15 protein-coding genes and 1 pseudogene are annotated in these 17,098 nt (G+C 64.5%); 11 read left to right on the top strand and 5 right to left on the bottom strand.

Going from position 1 to position 17,098, the window contains the following annotated elements; all coding sequences use genetic code 11:
- Positions 1–5: 5 nt before the first annotated feature.
- The 4 genes from U5O12_RS16830 to U5O12_RS16815 all read right to left on the bottom strand — a co-directional run bounded on the left by U5O12_RS16830 (position 6) and on the right by U5O12_RS16815 (position 3,880).
- A complete protein-coding gene (locus tag U5O12_RS16830; RefSeq protein ID WP_322579758.1) occupies positions 6–965 on the bottom strand; it encodes a tripartite tricarboxylate transporter substrate binding protein in 960 nt (319 codons plus the stop codon).
- A gap of 29 nt (positions 966–994) precedes the next feature.
- The gene (locus U5O12_RS16825) at positions 995–1,183 is read right to left on the bottom strand and encodes a DUF2783 domain-containing protein (RefSeq protein WP_322579757.1); all 189 of its coding nucleotides are present in this window, start codon (positions 1,181–1,183) and stop codon (positions 995–997) included.
- An 11-nt stretch (positions 1,184–1,194) separates the two neighbouring features.
- On the bottom strand, positions 1,195–2,823 hold the full coding sequence (locus U5O12_RS16820; RefSeq protein ID WP_322579756.1) for an FAD-dependent oxidoreductase: 1,629 nt from the start codon (positions 2,821–2,823) through the stop codon (positions 1,195–1,197).
- A gap of 100 nt (positions 2,824–2,923) precedes the next feature.
- Complete coding sequence (locus U5O12_RS16815) at positions 2,924–3,880, bottom strand: MBL fold metallo-hydrolase (RefSeq protein WP_322579755.1); 957 nt, start codon at positions 3,878–3,880, stop codon at positions 2,924–2,926.
- A gap of 118 nt (positions 3,881–3,998) precedes the next feature.
- On the opposite strand from U5O12_RS16815, the gene U5O12_RS16810 reads away from it, so the two are divergent.
- A complete protein-coding gene (locus U5O12_RS16810; protein WP_322579754.1) occupies positions 3,999–4,784 on the top strand; it encodes an IclR family transcriptional regulator in 786 nt (261 codons plus the stop codon).
- 174 nt (positions 4,785–4,958) lie between these two features.
- Here the strand turns inward: U5O12_RS16810 and U5O12_RS16805 are convergent, their stop codons facing one another.
- On the bottom strand, positions 4,959–5,933 hold the full coding sequence (locus U5O12_RS16805) for a helix-turn-helix domain-containing protein (RefSeq protein ID WP_322579753.1): 975 nt from the start codon (positions 5,931–5,933) through the stop codon (positions 4,959–4,961).
- Between the two features lie 168 nt (positions 5,934–6,101).
- On the opposite strand from U5O12_RS16805, the gene U5O12_RS16800 reads away from it, so the two are divergent.
- The 10 genes and pseudogenes from U5O12_RS16800 (at position 6,102) to U5O12_RS16755 (ending at position 16,955) form a co-directional block, all read left to right on the top strand.
- Positions 6,102–7,508: an aldehyde dehydrogenase family protein gene (locus U5O12_RS16800; RefSeq protein ID WP_322579752.1), complete on the top strand. Its 1,407-nt coding sequence runs from the start codon at positions 6,102–6,104 to the stop codon at positions 7,506–7,508.
- A gap of 13 nt (positions 7,509–7,521) precedes the next feature.
- Positions 7,522–9,108, top strand: a complete 1,587-nt coding sequence (locus U5O12_RS16795) for a GMC family oxidoreductase (protein ID WP_322579751.1) — start codon at positions 7,522–7,524, stop codon at positions 9,106–9,108.
- Positions 9,109–9,156: 48 nt separating this feature from the next.
- A complete protein-coding gene (locus U5O12_RS16790) occupies positions 9,157–10,419 on the top strand; it encodes an ABC transporter substrate-binding protein (RefSeq protein ID WP_322579750.1) in 1,263 nt (420 codons plus the stop codon).
- A 48-nt stretch (positions 10,420–10,467) separates the two neighbouring features.
- Positions 10,468–11,421, top strand: coding sequence for a branched-chain amino acid ABC transporter permease (locus tag U5O12_RS16785; protein ID WP_322579749.1), 954 nt, complete (start codon positions 10,468–10,470; stop codon positions 11,419–11,421).
- The gene (locus U5O12_RS16780) at positions 11,418–12,470 is read left to right on the top strand and encodes a branched-chain amino acid ABC transporter permease (RefSeq protein WP_322579748.1); all 1,053 of its coding nucleotides are present in this window, start codon (positions 11,418–11,420) and stop codon (positions 12,468–12,470) included. The genes U5O12_RS16785 and U5O12_RS16780 overlap by 4 nt, the downstream gene beginning before the upstream one ends.
- Positions 12,467–13,180: an ABC transporter ATP-binding protein gene (locus tag U5O12_RS16775; RefSeq protein WP_322579747.1), complete on the top strand. Its 714-nt coding sequence runs from the start codon at positions 12,467–12,469 to the stop codon at positions 13,178–13,180. The genes U5O12_RS16780 and U5O12_RS16775 overlap by 4 nt, the downstream gene beginning before the upstream one ends.
- Positions 13,180–13,881: an ABC transporter ATP-binding protein gene (locus tag U5O12_RS16770; RefSeq protein ID WP_322579746.1), complete on the top strand. Its 702-nt coding sequence runs from the start codon at positions 13,180–13,182 to the stop codon at positions 13,879–13,881. Before U5O12_RS16775 ends, U5O12_RS16770 begins: the two co-directional genes overlap by 1 nt.
- Positions 13,882–13,931: 50 nt before the next feature.
- Positions 13,932–14,687 (top strand): annotated as a pseudogene (locus U5O12_RS16765) (3'-5' exonuclease); the annotation flags it as partial.
- A gap of 37 nt (positions 14,688–14,724) precedes the next feature.
- Positions 14,725–15,039: an antibiotic biosynthesis monooxygenase family protein gene (locus U5O12_RS16760; protein ID WP_416221520.1), complete on the top strand. Its 315-nt coding sequence runs from the start codon at positions 14,725–14,727 to the stop codon at positions 15,037–15,039.
- A 23-nt stretch (positions 15,040–15,062) separates the two neighbouring features.
- Complete coding sequence (locus U5O12_RS16755) at positions 15,063–16,955, top strand: serine/threonine-protein kinase (RefSeq protein WP_322579744.1); 1,893 nt, start codon at positions 15,063–15,065, stop codon at positions 16,953–16,955.
- Positions 16,956–17,098 lie beyond the last annotated feature (143 nt).

Genomic DNA, 17,098 nt, shown 5'->3' with positions numbered 1-17,098 from the left:
AAAAATCAATCTGCTTTGATGTTGTTGTCGCGGACCAGGCGGCCCCAGCGTTCGCGTTCAGTTTTGGTGTAGCTGGCCATCTGTGCAGGCGTGCCGGGCAGACCTTCCACGCCCAGCGCCTGGAAGCGGGCCTTGACCACGGTGGAGTTCAACGCTTCGACCAGTGCCTTGTTGAGTTTGGCCACGGTTTCAGCCGGGGTGCCGGTGGGTACCGACAGGCCTTGCCAGGCATAGGCTTCAAAGTCGGTTAGCCCCTGTTCGGCCAGCGTGGGCACGTCGGGCAGGGTGGCGATGCGTTGGGCACTGGCCACGCCGATGGCCTTGAGCTTGCCGGCCAGCACAAACTGGTTGCCGCTGGCGGTGTCCACCAGCATGAAGGGCACTTGGCCGCCCAGTACATCGGCAATCGCGGGGGCTGCGCCACGGTAAGCCACATGGGTCATGGGTGTGCCCATTTTTTCGCGCAGCAGCTCGGTGGCCAGATGGTGCGGGCTGCCCACGCCGGCCGACGCGTAGTTCACGCCGTTGGGCTGGGCTTTCACCCAGGCCAGAAACTCCTTGTAGTTTTTCGCCGGCACCTGTGGCCCCACCACCAGCACCAGCGGAAAGCGCGCCAGCAGGCCGACCGGGGTCAGGTCTTTTTCGGCGTTGTAGCCGAGTTTGGAGAACAGCGCCGGGTTGGCGGCCAGGGTCGCGAAGTCGGCCGTCATCATGATGTGGCCGTAGTCCTTGGAGCGGGCGGTGTATTCGGCAGCAATGTTGGTGGCCGCGCCTGGTTTGTTGCTGACGATGATGGGTGCGCCCAGGCCCTTGGTCATGGCTTCGGCGGTGGCACGGGCCACTACGTCGGAACCTCCACCGGCGGCGTAGCCCACCACCCATTCGATGGGTTTGCCGTCCTGGGCGGTGGCGGTGAATGCAGCGATGCAGAGGGCCAGGGCGGTGAGGATGCGTCGTGTCTTCATGGTGTTGTCTCCTTGTTTTTATTGAGGGCTCAGGCAGCGGCGGCGAAGGCCTGGCGCAGCACCGGCAGTGCGCCGATGTGGTTGGCCAGCACCAGCACCAGCCGGGCGTTGAAGGCATGGCTTTCTTCGGTACTGAGCCCCTGATGGGCTTCGATCAAGGCTTCGTAAAAGTCATCGGGTGCGTCCAGGTTGGGGGCGGTGTTGAGGATGGGCTGCATTTTTGTCTCCTTCAGTGTTGAGCGAGTGCCCGCTGGCAGGCACCGCGGATGGCTGCGGTGCTGGGGGCGCGCCAGCGCGCGCAGACATGCTGGTCGGGGCGCAGCAGGTACACCGTGCCCGGTTGGGCGTCGTAGCGCTGCACCGCCAGGGTGTTGGCGGGGGTCAGAGCTACCTGCACCACGTGCAGGCTGGGGTCGGCCTGGGCAAGGACGCTGGCCGCAGCAGCGTCGCCAAACACCAGGGCGGTAAAGCCGGTGCGGTTGCAGGCACGCAGCAGCCAGCTGCCGTCGGCCAGCGGCGCATCGGCGGCGGCGGCGCCGGGCACCATCTTGCCGCTGAAGCTGTCGGTGTCGGCTGTGTTTAGCGGTGAGTCGTGCAGGGTGGCGGGTACCGACAGGCGACCGCTGTTGACCAGCACGCGGGCAAAGGGATGTTTTTTGCTCAAGACCAGCGTTGCGTCGCGGAACAGGCGGCTGATTTCGCTCTTGGGGGTGATGAAGTCGGTGGCGCGGGTGGAGTTGCGGATGTTCTCGTCGGCCGCGTATTCGCGCTCGGCGCCATAGCTGTCCAGCAGGGCGTCGGGCGCCTTGCCTTGCAGCACGCAGGCCAGCTTCCAGGCCAGGTTTTCGGCATCCTGCACACCCGAATTGGCACCGCGTGCGCCAAACGGCGACACACCGTGCGCCGAGTCGCCGGCAAACAGCACCCGGCCATGGCGAAAACGGGCCATGCGCAGGCAGGAGAAGGTGTAAACGCTGGCCCATTCCAGCTCAAACTGCGCGTCCTCGCCCAGCAAGGCCTTGACGCGGGGGATGATGTTCTCGGGCTTTTTCTCTTCCACCGGGTCGGCGTCCCAGCCCAGCTGGAAGTCGATGCGCCACACGCCGTCGGGCTGCATGTGCAGCAGCACGCTCTGGTTGCGGTGGAAGTCGGGGTCGAACCAGAACCAGCGTTCGGCTTTCAGCTCCAGCCCGCTGTGTTCTGCGGTGAGCTTGATGTCGGCGATCAAAAACCGGTCGCGGAAGCTGCGGCCCTTGCTTTCCAGCCCGGCCAGCTTGCGCATGGCTGAGCCCGCGCCGTCGCAGGCCGCTACGTAGTCGGCATCCAGCTGGTAGGGTCCGTCGGGCGTTTGGATGGTGAGGCGGGCAAAGTCGGCCGTTTGCTCCAGCCCGGTCACGGCGTGGTTCCAGCGGATGTCGATCAGCGGCAGCTGGGCGGCGCGCTCGGCCAGAAAGCCCTCCACGTAGTACTGCTGCAGGTTGATGAAGGCCGGGCGTTCGTGGCCGGGTTCAGGCAGCAGGTCGAAGCGGTAGACCTCTTCGTTCTTGAAGAACACCTTGCCTACGTTCCAGGACACGCCTTTGTCCACCATGCGGTCGCCGCAGCCCAGGCGGTCAAAGATTTCCAGCGTGCGCTTGGCAAAACAGATGGCGCGCGAGCCGGTGGAGAGGGTGTTGTCGTTGTCCAGCAGTACCACGGGTTGGCCTTGCTGGGCCAGGTCCACCGCCAGCGCCAGGCCCACCGGGCCCGCGCCAACCACCACTACTGGGCGGCGCACCGGGGTAGTGGCGTCTTGGTCGGGGTGGTGGGTGGGGGGGAAGCTGAGTTTTTGGTAGTTGGTTGCTGGGGTTGAGGGCATGTCTTGTCTCCGTCTTTTTATTGGGACTTACGCAAAGCCCGCCTGAAGGCCCAGAGGGCCGCCAATCTGGTTTTGCCTAAGTCTTATCTATTCTTTCGGCTTAGCCTTCCAGGGTTTTCCACATCTCCACATCGCGTTCGGCGGTCCAGATGCGCGGGTGGGGGTATTGGGTCATTTCGTCAAAACAGCGGGTCACGTCAAACGGCATGCAGTGGTCGAAGATCACCCAGTGGCCGTACTTGGGGCGCAGCGTGGCCATGGTGTCTTTGTAGACGGCGTTCAGGTCTTTGCCTGCTTTGACGCCCGCTTCCACGCTGTTGCGTACGTCGGCGATGAAGTCGCGGGTGCCACGCAGGCCCGCGCTGACCTGCTCGGGGGTGACCAGGGCCGGGCCGCGGCCGGGCACCAGTGCAGCAGGTTGCAGCGCGGCCAGGTTGTCCAGGGTTTGCGGCCAGTCTTTGAAGTAGGCGTCGCCCGCGTAGGGGGTGGCGTCGAACTCCACCAGGTCGCCGCTGAGCAGGGTGCGCTCTTGCGGCAGCCAGACCACGGTGTCGCCCTTGGTGTGGCCCCGGCCCAGTTGCAGCAGCTGCACTTCCAGCTTGCCCAGCCACAGGGTCATCTTGCCGGCGAAGGTCATGGTCGGCCAGGTCATGCCGGGGGGCACCGTTTCCACATTGCTGAACAGGCGGGGGAAGCGGCCGATCTCGCTGGCCTTGTCTTGCTCGCCGCGCTCAACGATCAGGTCATACGTGTCTTGGCTGGCCAGGATTTGCTGCGCGTTGTAGGCGCTGGCACCCAGCACACGCACTGCGTGGTAGTGGGTCATGACCACGTACTTGATGGGCTTGTCGGTCACTTCGCGGATGCGGCGAATGACGTCGGCCGCCATGGCCGGGGTGGCCTGGGTGTCGGCCACCAGCACGCAGTCGTCGCCAATGATGATGCCTGTGTTGGGGTCGCCCTCGGCGGTGTAGGCCCAGGCGTGTTCGGAAATCTGGCTGAAGGTGACCTTTTTTTCTTCCAGGTCGGCTTGGGAGGCAAATTTTTTCGTGGTCATGGTGGTCTCCGTGGGTTGATTATTTGTTAACTGCAAATCGATTTGTTGAATCATAGCTAAAAATTAGCGTATGTCAAAATGCTTTGTGATTAACAAACCTACCAATAAAGGGGCCGGTATGCAGGAACCACGGGAACAGCGCGCGGTGCAGTCGATCGAGGTGGGCGGGCGCCTGCTGCTGGCCTTGTCCCACCATCCGGGGCCAATGGCGCTGAAGGACCTGGCGGCGCAGGCCGATCTGCCGGCCGCGCGTGCCCATCCTTATCTGGTCAGTTTCTCGAAGCTGGGCTTGGTTGAGCAGCAGGCCGACGGGCTGTACGCCCTGGGGCCGGCCGCGCTGCAACTGGGCCTGAGCTGTCTGCACCAGCTGGACCCGATGAAGGTGGCGGTGCCGGTGGCCGAGCGGCTGGCCGCCAGCACTGACCAGAGCGTGGTCATTGCGCTGTGGGGCAATATGGGGCCTACGGTGGTGCGCATGATCGAGGCGCGGCACCCGCTACACGTGAACATGCGGGCGGGCACGGTGTTGTCGGTGCTGGACACGGCCACCGGGCGGGCCTTTGCCGCCGCGCTGCCGCGCAAGATTCTGGAAGAAGCCCTGGCCGGGCCCATGGGGCGCTTCAGTGCGGTGGACCGGGCAGGTGCAGGGAATCTGGATGCAGAGTTGCTTTCGGCCCAGGAGGAAATGCAAGCCCACGGCGTGACGCGTGCACTCGGCCGACCCATTCCCAGCGTGAACGCCTTCAGCGCCGCTGCCTTTGACCACGAAGGCCGCGTGGCGCTGGTATTTACGGTGCTGGGGCATGCCGACCACTTTGACGCCAGTTGGGATTCGGCCATGGCGATGGCGGTGCGCGAGGCCGCCATCGAGGTGTCGCGGCGGCTGGGGTTTGCTATGGTTTGAATAGCTGCTAGCGCATACTCCACGGGGGTTGGAGGCCAATTTCTTGGTGAAAGCTCCCAATGCTCTGGGGTGAATTTCCCCTGGAAGAGGCGGTGCAGAAAGTAGCGTTGGTCTTTCAGAGGGGCCAGGCCCCAAAGCCGCTCGTGTTTGCCTTCCGCTGCCCTATGGGGCGTTTCACATGGGAAGGCAGCTGGTCGGGCCCTGGTCGGAGCCGAAATCCTTGTACTGACTGGGCGTGCAGTTGAAGGTGGACCGGAACAGGCGGTTGAAGTACGACAGGTCGTTGAAGCCGACGCTGTAGGCAATGGTGGAGATGAAGGTCTTGTTCTCCGTCATGCGTTGCTGCTTCAAGGCTTCGCAGGCGCTGGCGAGGCGCTTTTGCAGCAGGTATTCGGTGGGCGTAATGTCCAGCGACGTGAAAGCCCTTTGCAGCTGGCGGCTCGACGCCTTGAGATCCACCGCCATGCGCTGGATGGTCAATTCGCAGTCGGTGTGGTTCGCATCGATGTAGGCCACCGCGCGCTCCAGCAAGCGGGCATTGCCCACGTCCGCATCGATGCGGCGGGCCGGTGTGCCATTGGCAAACAGCATGGACCCAAGCAGGCCGTACATGGCTTCGCCCAGGTAGCTGGATTGTGTGGGGTTGTTGCTGGGTTGAAAGGCTTTGGCGAGCACGGCAATGAGGGCCAGGGTGGTGTGGTCGGTGCGCGGCATGAACAGCCCGCCACGCAAGGCGTCGCCAAACCTCTTTTGCAGTTCCATGCGCGGAAGATGAACCGATAGCTGCCGGCTGTAGCTGCCAAAGAACGTGAACTCAGAGGGTTCGGCGCTGTCTATCAGGACCAGATCGCCAGGGCGCAGCATGCTGACCGATTCGCGCTGGCTCATCAGTGCACGACCCTCTTCCTGAACGATGAGAAAGAAGTGTTCCGCGCCGTCGCGCGCGATGTTGCTTCGATCGCGCCGGATGGACTGCGCGTCTTTGGCTACATGGGCAAATTCAAATCCCCCGCGCGCCTCGTGGGCCACCGCACCGCGCATGAGGCTGCGGCTGGCGGCCGGCTGCACATCGAACGAACCACAGATGGCGTGCAGATCTGACCGGAACTGGTCAATGGGTAGTGAGGAGGTGGGGAGCGTGGTCAGCATGGGGCGCCGATAGTGATCCTCAACGCGGATTGAGGCTATTCGGGTTAACCCACCCACCTGAACGCGTTGTCGTTTGCGTCCAATTCGCGTGTCGCTGGAGCCCAAGTGAGCGCAGGGGTGTAGCTCCTACGATCCACCCGCTGAAACAACCACTCCACAGGAGGAGACATGACGGACTTTCCCATGATCATCAACGGCCTGCCCGTGAGCGCTGCCGAACACTTCGACGTGAAGAACCCGGCCACCGGGGAAACGGTGGGCCGTGCGCCCAACGCCTCGCGTGACCACCTCGATCAGGCGGTGGCCGCCGCAGAAACGGCGTTCGCGAGCTGGTCGCAGCAGCCCGACGCCGTACGCGCCCAGGCGTGTCTGGACATTGCGGGCAAGCTTGGCGAGCAAGCCGAAGACCTGGCCCAACTGCTGACGCGGGAGCAGGGTAAGCCGCTCAACGGGCTGGGCTCGCGCTTCGAGTTGGGCGGCGCGCGGGCCTGGGCCGCGCACACGGCCAGCCTGTCGCTGCCGGTGAAGGTGCTGCAAGACAACGAACAGGGCCGCGTGGAACTGCACCGCAAACCCATCGGAGTGGTGGGCTCGATCACGCCGTGGAACTGGCCGGTGATGATCGCGGTCTGGCACATCCTGCCGGCCGTGCGCAGCGGCAACACCGTGGTGGTCAAGCCCTCGCCCTTCACCCCACTGTCCACCATCCGGCTGGTCGAGCTCATGAACGAGGTGCTGCCGCCCGGCGTGGTCAACGTGGTCTGTTCCGACGACCAGGCGACCAACATCGGCGCGGCGATATCCGCCCACCCGGGCATCCGCAAGATCGTCTTCACCGGCTCCATCAACACCGGCAAGAAGGTCATGGCCTCGGCTGCCGAGACGGTCAAGCGGCTCACGCTGGAGCTGGGAGGCAACGACGCGGCCATCGTGTTGCCCGACGTGGACCCGAAGGCCATTGCCGAGGGCCTGTTCTGGGGCGCCTTCATCAACAACGGCCAGACCTGCGCGGCCATGAAGCGGCTGTACGTGCACGAGAGCGTGTACGACGAAGTCTGCGCGGCGCTGGTCGATTACGCCAAGGCCGTCCCAGTGGGCCCTGGCACCGACGAGGCGTCCGTCTTGGGACCGGTGAACAACCGCATGCAGTTCGACAAGGTCAAGCGTCTAGTGGATGCGGCCAAACACAAGGGCAGGGTGCTGCTGGGCGGTGAACCCGGTGAGGGGCTGTTCTTTCCGCCCACGCTCATTGCCGACCTGTCCCATGACGACCCGCTGGTGTTCGACGAGCAGTTCGGCCCGGCCCTGCCCATCATCAAGTACAGCGATCTGGAAGACGCCATCCGCCAGGCCAACGACAGCCCCAATGGCCTGGGCGGCTCGGTGTGGTCGCAAGACATCGACAAAGCGCGGCAGGTGGCCAATCGCCTGGAGTGCGGCTCCGTCTGGATCAACAAGCACGGCGCGATTCAACCGAACGCGCCCTTCGGCGGGGTGAAGTCCTCAGGCTGCGGGGTGGAGTTCGGCGAAGAAGGCCTGGCCGAGTACACCGACATCCAAGTCATCTACAACTAAGGGCGACCCCAACATGGAACAGTTTGACTACATCGTCGTGGGCGGTGGCGCATCGGGTTGTGTGATGGCCGCACGCTTGAGCGAGAACCCGCGCACCAAGGTGCTGCTGATCGAGAGCGGGCGCCGCGACGACGACCGCTACATCAAGATGCCCGCGACCTTCTTCAAGGTCATTGAAAAGGGGCGCGACATCGTCGCCTATGTGGGCGAACCGTCGCCGCTCGTGAATGGCCGCCCCTCCATCGTCATCCAGGGGCAGGTGATCGGCGGCGGTTCGTCGATCAACGCCATGCTCTACGTCCGTGGACAGGCGCGGGATTACGACGGCTGGGCCGCCGCGGGCAATCCCGGCTGGGCTTATGCCGACGTGCTGCCCGTGTTCAAGGCGCTGGAGAACAACATGGAGCTGGCCGATGCCTTCCATGGCACCGAGGGCGAGCTGCATGTGTCGGAAACCGGCTATCACCACCCTCTGTGCCGCGCCTTCATCCGCGCCGCGCAAGAGGTGGGTCTACCCAACAACCCCGACTTCAACGGTGCCAGCCAGGAGGGCGTGGGCTTCTACCAGACCACCACACACGACGGGCGGCGCTGGTCCGCCGCCGAGGCATTTCTGCGCAAGGCCGAGGGGCGACCCAACCTCAAGATCATGACCGAGACCCGCGTGGCTCGGGTGGTGTTTGAAGGCACACGGGCGGTAGGCGTGGCGCTGGAAAACGGCAGCACGATCCAGGCCACCGCCGAGGTGATCTTGTGCGCTGGTGCCATCGAGACACCGCGCCTGTTGCAGCTGTCGGGGGTGGGCGATGCGGCGCACCTGCAGTCCTTCGGCATCAAGGTGGTGGCCGACCTGCCGGGCGTGGGCCAGAACTACCAGGACCACCTGGAGAGCACGGTGCAAGGTGTGACGCGCGACCCCATCTCCTTCTTGGGGCAGGACAAAGGCCTGCAGGCGGTCAAGCACCTGGCGCAGTACCTCATGTTCCGCACGGGGTTGCTCACTTCCAACGTGGTCGAGTGCGGCGGCTTCGCCGACGTGTCCAACGCGGGTATGCCCGATGTGCAGTTCCACGTGTTGCCCTTCATGGTGGGCTGGGCCGACCGCGAGCCGGTGCAGGAGCACGGCATCGCCATCGGCCCGTGCTTTCTGCGGCCCAAGTCGCGTGGATCGGTGCGCCTGCGTTCGGCCCAGGCGAAGGACCCGGCCCTGTTCGACGCGGGCGCCTTCTCAGACGAGGCGGACCTCGACGTGTTGGTGCGCGGCGTGCTCAAGGGGATCGAGATTCTGGAGGCACCCGCACTGGCCAAACTGATCAAGCGGCGGGCCCTGCCGCAGCCCGGGATCGAGAAGGACCCCGAGGCCCTCAGGCACTTCGTGCGCCAGACGGCCAAGACGGTGTTCCACCCGGTGGGCACTGCCAAGATGGGCGCCGAGTCGGACCGCATGGCCGTACTGGACCAGCAACTGCGCGTGCGCGGTACCCAGGGTCTGCGTGTGGCCGATGCGTCCGCCATGCCCACCCTGGTGTCCGGCAACACCAATGCCCCGACCATGATGATTGCCGAGCGGGCGGCCAGGTTCATTGCAGGCAAGCAGTGAGAGTCAAAGAAGAAAAGCGTTTTCAAAAATAACCCTTAGGAGACAAGCATGAGAAAACTGTTACAAGCTGGCGCCGCTGCGCTCGCGTTCATGGCCCTGCCCACGATTGCGCTGGCCGCAGGTGAGCCCCCCCCCAGCTGCGGCCCCGGCAAGGGAAAAGCGGCCACAGGCAAACCCATCAAGGTCGGTGCCATTCACGGCAACGCCGCACCGGGTGATTTTTCATCGGCCACCGACGCGGCCGCCGCGTACTTTGCCTGCGTCAATGCCTCCGGCGGCGTGCATGGACGCCCGATCCAGTACATGGTCGAAAACGACCAGTGGAACCCCGAGCTGGCGGCGCAAGCCGTTTCCAAACTGGTCCAGGACCAAAAGGTCGTGGCCATGGTGGGCAACGCCTCGTTTGTCGAGATGAGCGTGAACGCGCCGTTCTATGCCAAGCAGAACATCATGGCGATGGCCTCAGGTTGCGCGGTGTCGGAGTGTTTCGAGAGTTCGAACATCGTGTCCACCAACCAAGGGCCGCTCGCGTCATCCATTGGTGCCGCAATGCACGCGGTTGAAAAGCTCGGCGCCAAGAACATCTCCTGCATTGGACTGGCCATTCCTTCGGTGGGCAACTGGTCTTGCGGGGCAGTCGAAAAATACATGGCGGGTAAGGGCCTAAAGGCATCCTCGGTTTTACTCAACCCGGGGGCGCCTGACGTGAACGCCGCCTTGCTGGAGGCGATGGCCTCGGGCGCGAACTCGGTGCTGGTCAACCTGCCCGCCGGTCTGGCCATCGCCTTCCTGCGCGCAGCGCAAGAGCAGGACCTGCGCGACAACTACAGCTGGACTTCGTCCACACCGCTGTACGACAAGTCCGTTCCCGCCGCGCTGGGCAAGTACTGGAACGGCAAGGTCTTCGTCAACGCCGAGCTCACGATGCTCGACGGCAAGGGCGCCGACAACCAGCACTGGCTCAAGGTCATGGACGCCTACGCCAAGAAGGACGATCCTCGCGACACGTTCAGCCAGTCCGGCTATCTGTCGGCCAAGTATTTCACCCAGACGCTGGCCGCGATGGACCCGTCCAAGGTCGATGACCGCGCTGCCGTGACTGCGGCGATCAAGAAGATATCGGGCCTGCGCTCGGACCTGAGCTGCGGCCCCTATTACGTGGGCGAGGCCAAGCAGCACATGCCCAACCACGCCGGGATCATGGTGGTTGTCAAGGACGGTGGCTTCCAGAAGGTGCGTGACTGTTACGAGTACGAAGGCCCGTACTTCAAGCCCCTGGTCGATGCCGAAAAGGCGCTTGGACTGCGCTGATGAACATGCCCCCGCGCTAGCTTTGCGGGGGCTGGTCATGCCTGGCTTATGAAAACCAAACTGTCTTTCCTGGCCGCCTACGTTGTGGGCATGGCCGTTGTCTGCGGCATCCTGGCCTGGGGTAAGCCGCTGCCCATGGTTGGCCTGTTCGTCGTGTCCGGGCTGGCCATCGGCTCCTTGTACGCCCTGGGTGGCGTGGGTCTGGTGGTGCTGTACCGCACGACGGGCGTGCTCAATTTCGCCAGTGGCGCCATGGGGGCCATGGGCGTCATGATGGCCTGGCAACTGGTGCAATGGGGCTGGTACGAACCCCTGGCTTGGGCCATGGCGTTGGTGCTGGCCACGGCACTGTCGCTGGGCTATGGCCGGATGATCGCTCCCCGCCTGGCTTGGCGCGATCCGGTGGTCAAGGCCATTGCTACGCTCGGCTACGCCTTGATCATTCTGGGCATTACCTCGTTTGTGTGGGTAGACCAGGTCCGCTCGTTCACCCTGCCTACCGACCAGATGGCCTTTCGCGTCTGGGGCCTGCGGGTCACGGTCACGCGCTTCATGGCCCTGCTGGCCACGCTGGCTGTGGTGGTGGGCCTCTGGGTGTACCTGGAGCGCACCCGCACTGGCCTGCAGATGCGTGCGCTGGCCAATGAACGCGACCTGTCTGGGTTGATTGGCGTGCGCATCCTGAAGGTGGAAACCATTGCCTGGGGCATGGCGGGGCTCATCGCCGGGTTCACCGGGCTGATGTTTGGCGACCTTATCCGGCTGGAGCCCAGCATCATCACCTTCATGGTCATCCCATCCATCGCGGCGGCCATCTGCGGGCGGCTGGACAACCTGGGCATGGTGCTGGTCGGTGGCTTGTCCATCGGTGTGCTGGAGTCCTTGCTGACGCTGTCGCCCGCCCTCAAATCCGTGCGTACCGTGGCCCCGTTCATGGTGGCCATCGTCATGCTGCTGTTGTTGCAGCAGGGCCGGCGCATCCTTTTCGAGAGAGACGAATGAATAGCCCTCACGTTCCCCCACTGCGTGTGGGTCACAGCCCCCCGATTGCGCGCATATCGCCTTGGGGTGGCCTAGCGGCGAAACGCCTGCTGTCTGCAAACCTACTGCCCCTGTTGTGTGGGGTGGTGGCGCTGGTGTTGGTGCCCATGTTCCTTGGAGGGCAGTGGGTGCAAATCCTAACCTCCACCGCCTGCTTCGCTTTGGCTGCGGCGGGGGTGGGGTTCATGTACTCTCGCCTAGGCATGGTGTCGCTGGCCCAGGTAGGGCTCATGGGCGTGGGCGGCTGGGTGATGCTGCGCATGAACCATGGCTTCGACCTGCCGTTCGAGATCAACCTGGCGGTGGCCGCGACTGTGACCATGGTGTTTGGCTGGGTCATGGCCTTGCCCGCCTTGCGCATGCGCGGCCTGTACCTGGCGCTCATCACCCTGATGGCGGCGAGTGGTCTGGAGATTGTCTTTTCCACCTTCCGCTTTCCCAATGGTGGTGAGGGCTTCTGGGGCGTGATGCCCTCGCTGATTGCGCCTTTCCGGCGGCCCTGGCTGGCCACTGGTGACGAGGTCTATCTGCGCTACACCGTGGTCATGCTGGTGGTGGGGTTACTGTTGATCGAGGCCCACCGGCGCACCGCGCCCGGGCGGGCCTGGGCCATGATCCGTCGCTCCGAGGCCGCCGCCATGGCTTCGGGCGTGAACGTGGTGTATTACAAAGCCTGGGCCTTCGGTTTGTCGGGCCTGCTGGCGGGCATGGCGGGCGGGCTGCTGGCGGGCACGCTGGGGCTGCTGGACCCTGCCACCTTTAGGGCGTCCGAATCCATCATGTTGTTTGCGTTGGCTGTGGTGGGCGGCGCCAGGCACTGGCTGGGGGCGGTGTTAGCAGCGGTGCTCTACCGCGTGCTGCCCGGCCTGTTCAACAACTGGGGTTGGGACGCCGACCTGACCCTGGTCATTTTTGGCGCCGCGCTGCTGCACGCGCTGATGACGGCGCCCGATGGCATTGCCGGGCAACTGCTGAGCCTGATGCGCAACAAGAAAAGGAACGCCACGTGATCGAACTCAAAGACATCACCGTGCGCTTTGGCGGCGTGACTGCGCTGGACGCCGTTTCTGCGGTGTTCACCGCCCCGGTCTCCGGCATCATCGGACCCAACGGGGCGGGCAAGACCACCACCATGAACGTTATCTCGGGCTTCTTGCTGTCTTTGGGGCAGATCGCTTACGACGGTGAAGTGATTTCCCGCCAAGCGCCGTACCAGCGGACCCGCTGGGGGCTGCGCCGCTCATTCCAGCGTGAACAGCTGGCCGACGACCTCAGCGTGATCGACAACCTGCGCGTCATCCTCGACGAACTGCCGGGCAGTCGGCACGACAAGGCGGCCGACATGGAGCGGGCGCTGGAAGTCACGGGCCTGGCCTCACAAGCCCACACCCTGGCCGCCCGCCTCAACACCTACGAGCGCCGCCTGACCGACGTGGCGCGTTGCCTCGTGGGTCAACCGCGCATCGTCATGTTCGACGAGCCGGCCGGGGGGCTCACCCCTGACGAAACCCAGCACCTGGGCGATCTGATCCTGCAGATCCATGGCCTGACCGGCGCCTCCACCTTGGTCATTGACCATGACGTGGACCTCATCACACGGATCTGCGAGCAAACGCTGGTGCTGGACTTCGGCCGGCGCATTGCGATGGGCCCCACCAAAACGGTGTTGGCTGACCCGCTGGTCCAGTCCGCCTATCTGGGCATGGAGGAGTTGCACTGATGGCGCTTGTCATTGAAAACCTCACGGTCGCCAAACAGGGGCGAGCGCTGGTTCGCAACGTGTCGATGTCGGTCGAACGCGGCCAGGTCACGGCAGTGCTGGGCGCCAACGGCGCGGGCAAGTCGGAGCTGGTGCTGGCCGTGGCCGGTATGCTGCCCATCGCCCAGGGGCGCATCAGCGTTGATGGCCGCGCCATCCAGGGCTGCCCGCCCGACGTGGTGCGCCTGGCGGGCGTGGCTGCGGTGCCTGAGGGCCACCGGGTGTTGTCGAAATTGTCGGTGGACGACAACCTGCGTGTGGCCGGCTCCATGCTGGCGAGGGATCAGGTCGGTCTTGCCGTGTCCGAGGTGTACGCGCTGTTTCCTGAGCTGGCCGAACGCAAGCGCCAACTGGCCGGCACCATGTCCGGCGGGCAGCAACAAATGCTGTCCATCGGGCACGCGCTGATGGCGCGCCCCAAGTACCTGCTGATCGACGAAATGTCGCTGGGCCTGGCGCCCTTGATCGTCAAGCGCCTGGTCAGGACCATCGAATCATTGGTGAGCAATGGTGTGGGCGTCATTCTGGTCGAGCAGTTCACCGAGGTGGCCCTGTCGGTAGCTACATCGGCCGTGGTCATGCGCACTGGGGATGTGCGCTACAGCGGGCCGACTAGCGAGATCAGGGCCAGGCCCGAGATACTGGAGGCTGCTTACTTCTAGCCAGCGCCGGGTATGGCACCGCTGGTCAGTTCCCCGACGCGCTGGACGCTGCGCCCGATGAATTCGGCGACACCGGCGAAACGCCGTCACCGCTGCAAGCTTTCCTGAGCCACGCGGCGCTGGAAGCCGGCGACAACATGGCGCAGGCCGGGCAGGATGCGATCCAGCTCATGACCGTGCACAGCTCCAATGGCTTGGAGTTTGACTGCGTGTTCGTCACCGGCATGGAGGAGGGCCTGTTCCCGCACGAGAACTCCATGAGTGACCACGACGGTCTGGAGGAAGAGCGCCGCCTGGCCTACGTGGCCATCACGCGTGCGCGCAAGCGCCTGTACCTCAGCCATTCGCAAACCCGCATGTTGCACGGGCAGACGCGTTTTAACCTCAAGAGCCGTTTCTTCGACGAGCTGCCCGAGGAATGCCTCAAATACCTTACGCCCAAGCAGCAGCCTATGCCTGCGGGCGGCGGCTTCGGCGGTGGCTATGGTGGTGGGTATAGCGGCAGTGGCGGCTCCGGAAGCAGCTGGAGCGGTGGATATGCTACGAATTCAGGAGCTGGTCGCGCATATTCCACGGGGGCTACAGGCCAATTTGGTTCTTATTCTGCGCCCCAGAAGGAAGTGCCGCGCAAAGAGGAACCTACCGGCCTGCGCAAGGGGCAAAAAGTGTTTCACGCCAAGTTCGGCGAGGGCACGGTGCTCACGCTCGAAGGCGCGGGCGACGACGCGCGTGCGCAGATCAACTTCCCGCGCCATGGCACCAAATGGCTGGCGCTGAGCGTGGCCAAACTCACACCGGTTCCTTGAATTGAACGCCTGAACTTTCAGAAAGCACCCCATGAGCCTGGACATTGCCAACACCCCACCCGCGCCGTACTACGCGGTCATCTTCACCAGCCTGCGCACCGCGGTGGACGAGGGCTACGGCGACATGGCCGAGAAGATGGTGGCGCTGGCCGCCCAGCAGCCTGGTTTTCTAGGCGTGGAGTCGGCACGCGATGGCCTGGGCATCACCGTGTCGTACTGGAAAGACCTGGAGTCCATCCGCGCCTGGAAGGCCAACGCGGAACACCAGGTGGCGCAACAGCTGGGTCACGCCAAGTGGTACGCTGCCTTCAAGACCCGCATTGCCCGCGTGGAACGCGACTACGCGCTCTAAGTGTGTGAGTGATTTCGCCGCGCATGCGTGACCCCGCCTCTTCTTCGTCCCGCCCCTCGCTGCAGGTGGTGGCCGGGCGCTACCAGCTGCTGCGCAAGATTGGCAGTGGCGGCATGGGCGCGGTGTACCTGGCCAAGCAGCTGGGGGTGGGCAAGCAGGTCGCGCTCAAATTTTTGCCGGCCCATCTGTCCGACGACCCGCAGCTGCGCAAGCGCTTTGAACGCGAAGCCGCACTGACGCTGGAGGTCAGCCACCCCGGTGCGGCGCAGCTGCTGGACACCGGCGTGGACGAGGACGGCCACCTCTACCTGGCGTTTGAGTATGTCGAAGGCGATGACCTCTCCACCCTGCTGGACCGCGAGGGCGCGCTGGCCTTTGGCGATGCGCAGGAGATCGTCTGCAAGGTGGCCGAGACCCTGGCCTTTGCGCATGCCAAGGGCGTGGTGCACCGCGACATCAAGCCCGAGAACATCCGCGTGCGGCGCGACCTGGCCGGCTGGCATGTGAAGGTGCTGGACTTTGGCATTGCCCGCGTGATGGATGAGATGGCCACGCGCCTGACGATGGAGGGCGGCGTGGCCGGCACGCCGCGCTACATGGCGCCCGAGCAGATTAGCGCCGCCAGTGTGGATGCGCGCACCGATGTGTATGCGCTGGGCCTGGTGCTGTTCGAGGCCCTGAGCGGGCGCGAAGCCTTTGACCGCGAGAACACCTCGCAGCTGCTGTGGGCCCAGCTCAACGACCCGGTGCCCCTGCTGCGTGACGTGCAGCCGCTGCGCGACTACCCGGCGCTGGACGCGCTGATTGCCCAAGCCTGCGCCAAAGAGCCGGGCGAGCGCATCCAGACCATGCAGGCGCTGGTGACTGAACTCAAAGCCCTGCACAGCCCGCAGTGGTGGGGCCAGTCGGTGCCCGTGCGCCGCCGCCCGCGCCCCAGTTTTGCCCACAGCCCGGATGCCTCGGGCAGTGATGCGCGTGAGCCCGTGCAGCTGCCGCGCCCGGGGCGCAAGACCTTTTTGCAAATGCGAGCCAGTGTCTGGCTGGCGGTGCTGGTGGGTGCATTGGCTGTAGGGCTGGCGGCCACTGCCTTGTGGGTAGCCTTGGACCGGCGCGAGGCGCCCTTGCCCACGGGGCCGGTGGTGCCGGCGCTTCCCGTGCCATCGCCCGCAGCCAGTGCGCCTGCAGCGGCCACCGCCAGCGCGCCAGTTGACTTGCCGGTGCCAGCTGTTCCAACGGTCCCGGTGACGCCCCCAGTTTCTCTTTCGTCCTCCGCTCCCGCGCAGCGACCTGCCGCATCGCCCGCCAAGCCGTTGGCCTCCACTGCGCCGCCTCAAGCCGCGGTGGAGACGGACCCTGCCGAGCCGACTGCGCCTGCGCGCGTGGCGGGCGAGATGCCCGAGTGCCCGCAGCTAGGTGTGTATGACGACAGCCCCATGATCCGTATGACGGTTGCCCAGCTGGAGCAACGCGTGCGGGCGGTGAAGTACATGTCGCCCTCTGTGATTGCCAACCAGCTCGTCACGCTCAAAGCCAGCGCAGATTCTTTTCACCGCAACTCGCGGGAGTGTCTCTATCGGTCCATGTTGATCCGGGTGGTTTTGAATGAAAAAGTGGTGCTGGCCTCCAGCCCCACGCTGTGGGGCCATACCCGCGATGTGCCGGAGCTGGAGCGCCTGTTTCTGGAGCAACCCCTCAAGCAGGACTGGAGCCTGGCCCAGCGCAAGGATGTGCTGCGCCAGGTGGAAACCATCTTCATCGCCAACCTGCAGAAAGACGCGCCGGGCGACGACGTCTACTGGCGCCGCATGTACTACGGCATCCTTTTCGCCTGCGAGGCAGAGGATGAGGCCCGCAGCAAAGCGGGCGCCAAGCGCATTCCCGAGAACAGCTGCCTCAAGCTCAAGCCCTCGCTCTGAGTCTTATCCAAATCAGGTTTGATCCTGAACAACGGGATTGGCAGCGGCGTTAAGGCCTAGTCGATCGGCTGAGGAATCGGCAGTTTACGAGATCATCGCAACAGCCTGGACTTTTGATTTCCTTGATTTTTCAATCGGATATC

Origin of the sequence: Rhodoferax sp., assembly GCF_034519335.1 — a bacterium.
In the GTDB taxonomy this organism is placed as follows: domain Bacteria; phylum Pseudomonadota; class Gammaproteobacteria; order Burkholderiales; family Burkholderiaceae_C; genus Allorhodoferax.
Note: the sequence above shows the minus strand (reverse complement) of the source record. Positions and strands in the feature narration are given on the sequence as shown.

Excerpts from the sequence above, each read along its gene's own strand:
- U5O12_RS16830 (WP_322579758.1), bottom strand. The coding sequence starts at position 965 with ATGAAGACACGACGCATCCTCACCGCCCTGGCCCTCTGCATCGCTGCA.
- U5O12_RS16825 (WP_322579757.1), bottom strand. The coding sequence starts at position 1,183 with ATGCAGCCCATCCTCAACACCGCCCCCAACCTGGACGCACCCGATGAC.
- U5O12_RS16820 (WP_322579756.1), bottom strand. The coding sequence starts at position 2,823 with ATGCCCTCAACCCCAGCAACCAACTACCAAAAACTCAGCTTCCCCCCC.
- U5O12_RS16815 (WP_322579755.1), bottom strand. The coding sequence starts at position 3,880 with ATGACCACGAAAAAATTTGCCTCCCAAGCCGACCTGGAAGAAAAAAAG.
- U5O12_RS16810 (WP_322579754.1), top strand. The coding sequence starts at position 3,999 with ATGCAGGAACCACGGGAACAGCGCGCGGTGCAGTCGATCGAGGTGGGC.
- U5O12_RS16805 (WP_322579753.1), bottom strand. The coding sequence starts at position 5,933 with ATGCTGACCACGCTCCCCACCTCCTCACTACCCATTGACCAGTTCCGG.
- U5O12_RS16800 (WP_322579752.1), top strand. The coding sequence starts at position 6,102 with ATGACGGACTTTCCCATGATCATCAACGGCCTGCCCGTGAGCGCTGCC.
- U5O12_RS16795 (WP_322579751.1), top strand. The coding sequence starts at position 7,522 with ATGGAACAGTTTGACTACATCGTCGTGGGCGGTGGCGCATCGGGTTGT.
- U5O12_RS16790 (WP_322579750.1), top strand. The coding sequence starts at position 9,157 with ATGAGAAAACTGTTACAAGCTGGCGCCGCTGCGCTCGCGTTCATGGCC.
- U5O12_RS16785 (WP_322579749.1), top strand. The coding sequence starts at position 10,468 with ATGAAAACCAAACTGTCTTTCCTGGCCGCCTACGTTGTGGGCATGGCC.
- U5O12_RS16780 (WP_322579748.1), top strand. The coding sequence starts at position 11,418 with ATGAATAGCCCTCACGTTCCCCCACTGCGTGTGGGTCACAGCCCCCCG.
- U5O12_RS16770 (WP_322579746.1), top strand. The coding sequence starts at position 13,180 with ATGGCGCTTGTCATTGAAAACCTCACGGTCGCCAAACAGGGGCGAGCG.
- U5O12_RS16755 (WP_322579744.1), top strand. The coding sequence starts at position 15,063 with ATGCGTGACCCCGCCTCTTCTTCGTCCCGCCCCTCGCTGCAGGTGGTG.